Source organism: Cedecea sp. (assembly GCF_036500665.1).
Classification (GTDB): Bacteria; Pseudomonadota; Gammaproteobacteria; order Enterobacterales; family Enterobacteriaceae; genus Cedecea.
Genome location: NZ_DASYBS010000084.1, coordinates 1 through 10,524 on the forward strand (window position 1 = coordinate 1; position 10,524 = coordinate 10,524).

10 protein-coding genes are annotated in these 10,524 nt (G+C 58.6%); 7 read left to right on the forward strand and 3 right to left on the reverse strand.

Going from position 1 to position 10,524, the window contains the following annotated elements; genetic code table 11:
- The first annotated feature begins 403 nt into the window (after positions 1–403).
- The 5 genes from VGM55_RS13450 to VGM55_RS13470 all read left to right on the forward strand — a co-directional run bounded on the left by VGM55_RS13450 (position 404) and on the right by VGM55_RS13470 (position 5,470).
- A complete protein-coding gene (locus VGM55_RS13450; protein WP_154187014.1) occupies positions 404–1,972 on the forward strand; it encodes an ABC transporter substrate-binding protein in 1,569 nt (522 codons plus the stop codon).
- A gap of 86 nt (positions 1,973–2,058) precedes the next feature.
- Positions 2,059–3,102 carry an ABC transporter permease gene (locus VGM55_RS13455; RefSeq protein WP_331635735.1) on the forward strand — a complete coding sequence of 348 codons (1,044 nt, stop codon included), beginning with the start codon at positions 2,059–2,061 and terminating at the stop codon, positions 3,100–3,102.
- Positions 3,102–3,935 (forward strand): ABC transporter permease, encoded by an 834-nt coding sequence (locus tag VGM55_RS13460; RefSeq protein ID WP_154187012.1) that lies wholly within the window; start codon positions 3,102–3,104, stop codon positions 3,933–3,935. Before VGM55_RS13455 ends, VGM55_RS13460 begins: the two co-directional genes overlap by 1 nt.
- Positions 3,928–4,761, forward strand: a complete 834-nt coding sequence (locus VGM55_RS13465) for an ABC transporter ATP-binding protein (protein ID WP_331635736.1) — start codon at positions 3,928–3,930, stop codon at positions 4,759–4,761. Before VGM55_RS13460 ends, VGM55_RS13465 begins: the two co-directional genes overlap by 8 nt.
- Entirely contained in the window at positions 4,748–5,470 is a 723-nt protein-coding gene (locus VGM55_RS13470; protein ID WP_154187010.1) for an ABC transporter ATP-binding protein, read from the forward strand. The genes VGM55_RS13465 and VGM55_RS13470 overlap by 14 nt, the downstream gene beginning before the upstream one ends.
- A gap of 4 nt (positions 5,471–5,474) precedes the next feature.
- Here the strand turns inward: VGM55_RS13470 and VGM55_RS13475 are convergent, their stop codons facing one another.
- Positions 5,475–5,600 (reverse strand): hypothetical protein, encoded by a 126-nt coding sequence (locus VGM55_RS13475; protein ID WP_414648267.1) that lies wholly within the window; start codon positions 5,598–5,600, stop codon positions 5,475–5,477.
- 270 nt (positions 5,601–5,870) lie between these two features.
- Here VGM55_RS13475 and ygjG point away from each other — a divergent pair, with 270 nt between their 5' ends.
- On the forward strand, positions 5,871–7,268 hold the full coding sequence (gene ygjG / locus VGM55_RS13480; RefSeq protein WP_331635737.1) for a putrescine aminotransferase: 1,398 nt from the start codon (positions 5,871–5,873) through the stop codon (positions 7,266–7,268).
- 59 nt (positions 7,269–7,327) lie between these two features.
- Here the strand turns inward: ygjG and lsrG are convergent, their stop codons facing one another.
- Together lsrG and lsrF are read right to left on the reverse strand one after the other, a co-directional pair.
- The gene (lsrG, locus tag VGM55_RS13485; RefSeq protein WP_154187008.1) at positions 7,328–7,618 is read right to left on the reverse strand and encodes a (4S)-4-hydroxy-5-phosphonooxypentane-2,3-dione isomerase; all 291 of its coding nucleotides are present in this window, start codon (positions 7,616–7,618) and stop codon (positions 7,328–7,330) included.
- Positions 7,615–8,505, reverse strand: coding sequence for a 3-hydroxy-5-phosphonooxypentane-2,4-dione thiolase (lsrF, locus tag VGM55_RS13490; RefSeq protein WP_154187007.1), 891 nt, complete (start codon positions 8,503–8,505; stop codon positions 7,615–7,617). The genes lsrG and lsrF overlap by 4 nt, the downstream gene beginning before the upstream one ends.
- 169 nt (positions 8,506–8,674) lie before the next feature.
- Between lsrF and lsrK the strand changes: the two genes are divergently transcribed.
- Positions 8,675–10,255 carry an autoinducer-2 kinase gene (lsrK, locus tag VGM55_RS13495; protein WP_331635738.1) on the forward strand — a complete coding sequence of 527 codons (1,581 nt, stop codon included), beginning with the start codon at positions 8,675–8,677 and terminating at the stop codon, positions 10,253–10,255.
- Positions 10,256–10,524 lie beyond the last annotated feature (269 nt).

Genomic DNA, 10,524 nt, shown 5'->3' on the forward strand with positions numbered 1-10,524 from the left:
GGAGCAGCGAAAGAGAGCGATCGTCGGGAACGAATCGCGAACGACCCCGACTGTTTGGGTGATAGCCGGTGGGTTTACCGCTTCAGCGGCGATGAGCTCGCCGGGCGCCGGGGGTTGTCAGGGGGCATGGCGTAATGCCCCCTGACACGTTCACCGGTTCGGTAGATACAGGTAAATACGTACTTGAAGTGAACGGAACTTAAGCTAACGCTTCATAGAGGTGCTCTGCCGCCTCCCTGCGGAAGGCCCCCCCCCCCCGCCTCAAGTTTTCATCACTTTATCGCATTGGATATATCGTATATTTATATGCAAAGCGCAATTTTGACTTTGTGAATTGAGATAACTCACCTAACGTAAATACACAGAGAAAAACCGATAAAAAACACCATTACAGGGTACACACATGCAAAAGAAAGTCCTGCCATTACTGCTGCTGGCTGCGCTGTCTGCAGCTTCTCACGCTGCCACGCCACCGGATACCCTGGTGGTTGCTCAAGGCCTGGATGACATCGTCAGCCTTGATCCGGCCGAAGCCAACGAACTCTCAAGCATCCAGACCGTGCCAAGCCTGTACCAGCGCCTGGTGCAGGCAGACCGTACCGATCCGGCCAAAGTTGTGCCGATTCTGGCGGCAAGCTGGCAGGGCGATGCGGCGAATAAGAAGCTGACCATCAAGCTGCGCCCGGACGCTAAATTCGCCTCCGGCAACCCGCTGCGCCCGGAAGACGTAATCTTCTCCTACACCCGCGCGGTGACGCTGAATAAATCCCCGGCCTTTATTCTTAACGTGCTGGGCTGGCAGCCGGATAACATCGCCAGCCAGCTGAAGAAAGTGGATGACCACACGCTGGAAGTGCACTGGACCGCGGACGTAAGCCCGGCGGTTGCGCTGAATATTCTTTCCACACCGATAGCTTCTATCGTCGATGAAAAAGCGGTCACGCCAAACGTTAAAGCAGGCGACTTCGGCAACGAATGGCTGAAAATGCACTCTGCCGGCAGCGGCCCGTTCAAGATGCGCGTCTACCAGCCGCATCAGGCTATCGTCCTGGATGCCAACCCGACATCCCCTGGCGACGCGCCAAAAGTGAAGAACATCATCATTAAAAACGTGCCCGATCCGGCCGCTCGCCGCCTGCTGATTCAGCAAGGTGACGCCGATATCGCCCGCGATTTGGGTTCTGACCAAACCAGCGCGCTCGAAGGCAAACCGGGCGTGAAGGTGCTGAGCATTCCTTCCGCCGAGCAAAACTACCTGGTGTTTAACGTCGGCAACAATGCCAACCCGCTGCTGAAAAACCCTGCGCTGTGGGAAGCGGCCCGCTACCTGGTTGATTATCAGGGCATCACCAAAGATCTGCTGAAAGGCCAGTACTTCGTGCACCAGAGCTTCCTGCCGGTCGGTTTCCCTGGCGCACTGGAAAACACGCCGTTTAAATTCGACCCGGCGAAAGCGAAAGAGATCCTGGCGAAAGCGGGCATCAAAGACGCCCATTTCTCGCTGGACGTGGAAAACAAACCGCCGTTTATCACCATCGCGCAGTCGATGCAGGCGAGCTTTGCCCAGGGCGGCGTGAAGGTGGATCTGCTGCCTGCGGCAGGTAGCCAGGTTTACGCCCGCGTTCGTGCGAAGCAGCACCAGGCCGCTATCCGCCTGTGGATCCCGGACTATTTCGACGCCCACTCCAACGCCAGCGCCTTTGCCTATAACGACGGCAAAGCGAGCACCGTGGCCGGGCTGAACGGTTGGCAGATTCCGGAACTGAACAAACAAACGCTGGCCGCCGTGGCGGAAGCCGATCCGGCCAAACGCAAAGATCTCTATACCAAACTGCAGGAGGAGCTGCAGCGTAGCTCCCCGTACGTGTTTGTCGACCAGGGTAAAACCCAGGTTGTGGTGCGCGATAACATCAAGGGCTATCAGCAAGGCCTGAATGCGGATATGGTGTATTACGATAACGTCACGAAATAACTGAACGGCCTCTCGCCCTGCCCTTTTCACCATCAAAGAAACGGGGCGAGAGGTTAATCACCATCAGCGCATAAAAAGAGTTACCCATGTCCGAAGTTTCTCCCTCGTCGCAGCGCCTACGGCGCCCGCTGCTTACCCTGCTTCAGGGAATATTTACCCTTGCTCTAACCCTTATTGGCCTGCTGCTGATTACCTTTGCTTTGTCCGCGCTTTCCCCGGTGGACAGAGTGCTGCAAATCGTCGGCGATCACGCCAGCCAGTCCACTTACGATCAGGTTCGCCACCAGCTTGGGCTGGATCGGTCGCTGCCCGTGCAGTTCTGGCATTACCTGGTTAATCTTGCCCACGGCGATTTGGGCATAGCCAGCTCAACCGGCCAACCGGTGCTGCATGATTTACTCTCGGCTTTCCCCGCCACGCTTGAGCTTGCCACCCTCGCGCTCATCATCGGCAGCGTGCTGGGCGTGCTTTTTGGCGTGCTTTGCGCCCGCTTTGCCGGTTCGCCGTGGGATCTCGCGGTACGCACCTTTACCCTGCTCGGTAACTCGGTGCCTATTTTCTGGCTCGGCCTGCTGATGCTTGCGCTGTTTTATGCCCGCCTGCAGTGGAGCGCCGGGCCTGGAAGGCTCGATGATATTTACCAGTACAGCGTCGAGGCCAAAACGGGCTTCGTGCTGATTGATACCTGGCTTTCCGGCGATAAAGGCGCGTTCCTCAACGCCGTTAACCACCTGATTCTGCCGGTATTGCTGCTGGCCTATTATTCTCTCGCCAGCATCACCCGCCTGACGCGCACGGCCTGCCTGAGCGAAATGAACAAAGAATACATTACGCTGGCTCGCGCGAAGGGTGCGGGCGACATGGCGATTCTGCTGCGTCACGTTCTGCCGAACATTCGCGGCACGCTGTTCACCGTAATCGCGCTGGCTTACACCAGCATGCTGGAAGGTGCAGTGCTGACGGAAACCGTCTTCTCCTGGCCGGGCATTGGCCGCTATCTCACCACCGCGCTGTTTGCCGGTGATACCACCGCGATTATGGGCGGCACGCTGCTGATCGGCGTGTCGTTTGTGCTGATCAATAACCTGACCGACATACTGGTGCGTGCCACCGATCCGAGGATCCGCTAATGCCGTCTTCTCTTTTCCTGCGACGCATGCTGCGCTCCCCGGCCGCCCTCAGCGGGCTGATTATCATTGCCGGGCTGGTGCTTATTGCGCTGTTTGCCCCGCTGCTGGCCCCGTTCGATCCTAACTGGCAGGACGCCGCCGCACGCCTGCAGGCACCCAACGCTCACCATCTGCTGGGCACCGACAGCTACGGTCGCGACCTGCTTTCACGCCTGCTTTACGGTACCCGCCCGGCGCTGGGCCTGGTGCTGCTGGTTACGGTCATTACCCTGCCGGTAGGGCTGCTGATTGGCATTCTTTCCGGCTATTACGGCGGCTGGCTGGAGCGTATTCTGATGCGCTTTACCGACGTGGTGATGTCGATGCCGCGTCTGATCCTGGCCTTCGCTTTTGTGGCGATGCTTGGCCCAGGGTTGGTTAACGGCGCGCTGGCGCTCGCTTTGACAACTTGGCCTGCCTATGCGCGCCAGGCAAGAAGCGAAATACAGCGGCTGCGCCACAGTGATTATCTTGCCGCCGCAGAAATGATGGGGATTAAAGGCATTCGGCTGCTGGGCGGCCACATCCTGCCGCTGTGCCTGCCTTCCGCCATCGTGCGTCTGGCGCTGGATCTTGCCGGGATTATTCTTGCCGCTGCCGGACTCGGGTTCCTGGGCCTCGGTGCCCGTCCGCCGATGTCTGAGTGGGGCGCTATGATTGCCGACGGAATGCAGGTCATTTTCGACCAATGGTGGATTGCCGCCATTCCGGGTACCGCCATTCTGCTGAGCAGCCTGGCCTTTAACCTGCTGGGCGATGGCCTGCGCGACGTGCTGGAGCCGCAACATGACTAACAGAATTACCGTTTCCGGGCTGAATATCGACTACCCCGGCAGCCGGGTGGTCAGCAACCTTTCCTTTTCGCTGGGCAATGAACGCCTGGCGCTGGTGGGAGAGTCCGGCTCCGGAAAATCAATGACGGCACGAGCCCTGATGGGACTGGTGCGTAAGCCGGGCAAAGTGAGCGCGGAGCAGCTCAATGTGCTGGGGCACGACCTGCTGGCAATGAATGCCCGGAGCTGGAACCAGCTGCGCGGCAGCGACATCGCCATGGTACTGCAGGATCCGCGCTATGCGCTGAACCCGGTGAAAAGCGTCTTTCAGCAAATTGACGAGGCGCTCCGCCTGCACCAGAAGCTGTCCTCTGCCGAACGCCGCGATCGCTGCCGCGAACTGGTGCAGTCCGTGGGTTTGCCGGACGCGGTACTGTTGCGCTACCCCGGCGAGCTGTCCGGCGGCATGGGCCAGCGCGTGATGATCGCGGTTGCTCTCGCCAATAATCCCAAGGTGCTGATTGCCGACGAACCGACCTCGGCGCTGGACGCCCGCCTGCGTAATCAAATCCTTGAACTACTGGTAGCGCAGTGCGAGCAACGGCAAATGGCGCTGCTGCTGATTAGCCACGATCTGCCGCTGGTGGCGGAACACTGCCACCGCGTGCTGATGATGTATCAGGGGCAGAAAGTCGATGAAATGGCGGCGAGCGAGCTGGCGCAGGCCACACACCCTTACACGCGAACGCTCTGGACCTGCCGTCCAAATGCCGACACTTACGGGCAGATGCTGCCGACGCTGAACCGCAGCGAATTCCAGCCAGGAGAGACTCATGGCGATCGTTAACATTGAAAATCTGAGCGTCGAGTTTGCCGCAAAAGGCGGCATCAAAACCGCCGTCGCCGGGGCCAGTTTCGCGATTGAGCAGGGTGAGACTTTTAGCCTGATTGGCGCTTCCGGTTGCGGGAAATCGACCATCCTGCGCGTGCTTGCCGGGCTACAGCGTGAGTGGAAAGGCCGCGTGGAACTGCTGGGCAATAACATTGTTGCAGGGAGACGTTTTCAGGGGGCGCTGCGTCGAGAAGTGCAGATGGTGTTCCAGGATCCTTACGCCTCGCTGCACCCAAACCACACGATTTGGCGCACGCTGGCTGAACCGCTAAAAATCCACGGGGAGAGCTCTATCGAAGCCCGCGTGGAAGAAGCGTTAAGCCAGGTTGGGCTGCCGGCCGATGCGGCAAAGCGTTACCCGCACCAGCTTTCCGGCGGCCAGCGCCAGCGCGTGGCGATTGCACGAGCATTGCTGCTGCGCCCTAAGATCCTGCTGCTGGACGAACCAACTTCCGCGCTGGATATGTCGGTGCAGGCTGAGATCCTCAACCTGCTCAATCGCCTGAAACAGCAGCACGGCATGACCTACCTGCTGGTCAGCCACGATGCCGACGTGATTGCCCATATGTCCGACCGCGCGGCGTTTATGGCGAACGGCGTTATCGAACGCAGCTTCGATCGGGCTGCACTGGTTAACGGTGAGCACAGGATGGCGCACGCGTAACGCGTTATTCCAGCGTTACCATTCCTCCGTCAGACAAAGCCAAAATGCAGCGATTACGGCCGGTATTTTTGCCGTAATACAGGGCTTTGTCTGCGCGCACAATGGCGCTATGCAGGGAATCATGCGACATAACCTGGAAAGGCCAACGGTGATAGCCCTTCCTTTTGCACCATTCCAGGGCAAATTGCCTGTTTATAAAGCAACATCCCCTATTTCCTTTCAAAGCACGGCGCCGCCGCCAGCATTAAAACACGCAAAATGTAATCTATTGTGATTAATTATTGCACAGGCGTAGTCCTGCGGGCGTTTATCTCGATTTCACTTACGGAAGGCTACCTGGCGCAATCCCTGCAATACTTATTTTGTGTATCGCGTGATACGCCACATCCAGGAGCACATTTTGAACAGGTTACCTTCCAGCGCCTCGGCACTTGCCTGTACGGCGCACGCACTGAACATAATCGAAAAGAAGTCACTGAGTCATGAGGAGATGAAGGCGCTAAATCGGGAGGTTATCGATAGCTTCCAGCAGCATGTAAACCCGGGTTTTCTTGAGTACCGCAAGTCCGTTACCGCCGGCGGGGATTACGGAGCCGTAGAGTGGCAAGCGAGCAGTCTGAATACGCTTGTCGACACCCAGGGCAAAGAGTACGTCGACTGCCTGGGTGGATTCGGTATTTTTAACGTGGGGCACCGTAATCCAGCTGTAGTTTCCGCCGTCCAGCATCAGCTGGAAAAGCAGCCCCTGCACAGCCAGGAACTGCTCGATCCTCTAAGGGCGATGCTTGCTAAAACGCTTGCCACGCTCACTCCGGGTAAACTCAAATACAGTTTCTTCAGCAACAGCGGCACCGAATCCGTTGAAGCAGCCATAAAGCTGGCGAAGGCATACCAGTCGCCGCGAGGGAAATTTACCTTTATTGCCACCAGCGGCGCGTTCCACGGAAAATCGCTGGGTGCGCTTTCGGCAACGGCGAAATCCACATTCCGCAAACCGTTTATGCCTCTGCTGCCGGGCTTCCGCCATGTGCCGTTTGGCAATATCGACGCGCTGCGTACCCAGTTCAGCGAATGCCGCAAAACCGGCGATGACGTGGCGGCGCTGATCCTCGAACCTATCCAGGGTGAAGGCGGCGTGATCCTGCCTCCGCCGGGCTACCTGCCTGCGGTGCGTCAGCTTTGCGACGAATTCGGCGTGCTGCTGATTCTGGATGAAGTACAAACCGGAATGGGGCGTACTGGCAAAATGTTTGCCTGCGAACACGAAAACGTGCAGCCGGACATTCTGTGTCTGGCAAAAGCGCTGGGCGGCGGCGTAATGCCGATAGGCGCCACGGTCGCGACGGAAGAGGTGTTTTCCGTGCTGTTCGATAACCCATTCCTGCATACCACCACTTTCGGCGGCAACCCGCTGGCCTGTGCGGCGGCGCTGGCAACCATCCACTATCTGCTGGAAGAAAATCTGCCCGCTCAGGCGGCCCAGAAAGGGCAACTGCTGCTGGATGGCTTCCGGGCGCTGGCCCGTGAGTTCCCGGACCTGATCGTGGAGGCTCGCGGCCAGGGGTTGTTAATGGCGATTGAGTTTCGCGACAACGACATCGGCTACAACTTTGCCAGCCAGATGTTCCGCCAGCAGGTGCTGGTGGCCGGTACGCTGAATAATTCAAAAACCATTCGCGTAGAGCCACCGCTGACCCTGACGATTGAGCAATGTGAGCACGTGCTGGAGTGCGCTAAATGCGCGCTTTACCGGCTGAGAGTGACGCAGGATGAGACGGCAGAGGCGCAGGAAAGCTGACTGGACCTCACCCCCCGCCTGTTTTTTTCCCCTCTCCCCACTGGGGTGAGGGGCAATCTCTACGGCAGCAGCCCGATAAAACTCCGCTTCTTACGCGGCTCAGACATCATCTCATCCAGCTTCTCAACGCAGGCGAGGTAGTGCGGCGTCTTCTTGTGCGCCAGCACGGCGGCCTCATCCAGATAAGCCTCGTAGATAAAAAATCGCGTCGCAACATCCGGGTCCTGCAGCACGTCGAAGCGTAAATTGCCGGGCTCCCTGATAGCCCCTTCGTGATTCGCCTGAAACACCGCCAGAAACTCGTCGACGCGCTCTGGCTTAATGTTTATCTCCACCAGCGTTACGTTCATGCCTTACCTCCCTGATGTTTCGCTTCAAGCCAGAACTGATAAGCCTCGCGGGCCGACATATTCTCGTGCACGACTTTTTTCACCGCCTGCAGCATCGCCAGCGGCGCTTCAGACTGGAAGATGTTGCGCCCCATATCCACGCCGGACGCCCCCTGGTCTATCGCCTTAAAGCACATGTCCAGCGCTTCCTGTTCGGGCAGTTTTTTGCCCCCGGCGATGACGATCGGCACCGGGCAGCTGGCGGCGACTTTCTCAAAGCCTTCCTCGACGAAGTAGGTTTTCACAAACTGCGCCCCAAGCTCGGCGGCAATGCGGCTTGCCAGCGAGAAATAGCGAGCATCACGCGCCATCTCTTTACCGACGCCGGTCACCGCAAGCGTAGGGATGCCGTAGCGCGTACCTTCATCCACCAGCTTGATGATGTTGTTGATTGACTGGTGCTCATATTCGCTGCCGATATAAATCTGCGCGGCCACCGCACAGGCATTGAGGCGCAAAGCATCCTCCATCGTCACCGCGACGCTTTCACGCGAGAGTTCACTGAGAATGGAGTTACCGCCGGAGGCACGCAGCACAATCGGCTTGTTGGTTGCCGGAGGCACGACGCTGCGGAGGATCCCACGCGTACACATCAGTACGTCGGTTTCGGGGAACAGCGGCGCAATCGAGAGATCGATGCGCTCAAGCCCGGTGGTTGGCCCCTGAAAATAGCCGTGATCGAAGGCCAGCATCACGGTACGCCCGGTGTCCGGGTTAAAGATCCTCGCCAGCCGCGACTGCATGCCCCAGTCCAGCGCTCCGCTGCCCTTCAGGTAAAAAGCCCGGTTCTCCTGCGGCTGACCAATACCGAAGTCTTTTCCGTCTTTAATATCATCCAGATCTGCCATGACGTCCTCTCCCGGATCCGTGTGTGAATAAGAGATAGTGTTCAAAAAGTTAGTCAGGGATCGGCGATTGCAACCGTGCAGCGATCACAAAACACCCAAATAGATCGATCGGATCGCCAGCAATGGATAAGAGTTTATTTATTGAACGGACGACGGAAGAGGTCTGCTGATGAGCTATTTACTTGCGCTGGACGCCGGAACGGGCAGTATCCGTGCCGTGATCTTCGACACCAATGGCCGCCAGATTGCCGTGGGCCAGGCCGAGTGGAAACACCTGAGCGTGGAGAATGTACCGGGATCGATGGAATTCGATCTTGCCGTCAACTGGCAGCTCGCCTGCCGCTGCATCCGCGAGGCCTTGTATAAGGCCAGCCTTTCTCCTGCGGCAATAAGCGCTATTTCCTGTTGCTCGATGCGCGAAGGAATTGTGCTTTACGACGGTAGCGGCGAGCCGATTTGGGCCTGCGCCAACGTTGATGCTCGCGCCAGCCGCGAGGTCAGCGAGCTTAAAGAGATCCACGACTTCCAGTTTGAGTCCGAAGTCTACCACGTATCGGGTCAGACGCTGGCGCTCAGCGCCATGCCGCGCCTGCTTTGGCTGGCGCATCATCGCCCGGATATCTACCGCAAAGCGGCCACTGTCACCATGATCGGTGACTGGCTCGCCGCGAAGCTTTCCGGTGAGCTGGCGGTCGACCCGTCCAACGCCGGGACAACCGGTATGCTGGATCTGGCCACGCGAGGCTGGCGACCTGCCCTGCTTGATATGGCAGGGCTGCGTGCCGACATTCTCTCCCCGGTAAAAGAAACCGGCACCGTGCTGGGCGGCGTAACGCACCAGGCTGCCGAAGAGAGCGGCCTGGTGCAAGGCACGCCGGTGGTGATGGGCGGCGGCGATGTTCAGCTGGGCTGCCTGGGGCTGGGCATCGTCCGCGCCGGGCAAACTGCGGTGTTGGGCGGCACGTTCTGGCAGCAGGTGGTGAACCTCCCGGCGATCAAAACCGACCCTGAAATGAACATCCGTATAAACCCGCACGTGATTCACAACATGGTGCAGGCGGAATCGATCAGCTTCTTTACCGGCCTGACAATGCGCTGGTTCCGGGACGCCTTCTGCGCGGAAGAAAAGCTGCTTGCCGAGCGTCTCGGCGTAGATACCTATGCGCTGATGGAAGAGATGGCAAGCCGCGTACCCGCAGGCTCCCACGGCGTGATGCCGATTTTCTCCGACGCCATGCATTTCAAGCAGTGGTACCACGCCGCGCCGTCGTTTATTAACCTCTCCATCGACCCTGAAAAGTGCAACAAAGCCACGCTATTCCGCGCGTTAGAGGAAAATGCGGCGATTGTGTCGGCCTGTAATCTGGAACAGATTTCCGGCTTTTCGGGCGTGAAGTTCGACTCGCTGGTCTTTGCCGGCGGCGGCTCAAAAGGCGTGCTGTGGAGCCAGATCCTCAGCGATGTGACCGGCCTGCCGGTACGCGTTCCCGTGGTGAAAGAGGCAACGGCGCTGGGCTGCGCCATTGCGGCGGGCGTCGGAGCCGGGCTTTTCGATTCATTGGCCAATACCGGCGAACGCCTTGTGCAATGGCAGAGAGCGTTCACGCCAAATCCGGCGCACCGCGAGCTTTACGACGAGATGAAGCGCAAGTGGCAGAAAGTGTATGCCGACCAGTTAACGCTGGTGGACAGCGGCCTGACGACGTCGATGTGGCAAGCGCCGGGGCTTACACCAAGGGCGGTCTCTTAGTCACAAATACGCTCTATGAAGGATCGGCTAAAGTTCCGTTCACCTCCAGTCCTGCTTCACATGTCACCACCGAACCGGTGAACGTCTCGGGAGAATCACCGTCATTCCCCCGAGACCCCGGACTCCCCGCCAAATAAATCGACCGCTAAAGCGGCAGACCTCCGTTTTATCTCCCAGTCCTGGGTCGGCTGAGATGCGTTCCCGACGCTCTCAGCCTCCGGCCGTTCCCGACGCCCGGACCCTGGCCAGTCGGAGAGAAAACGGAGGCG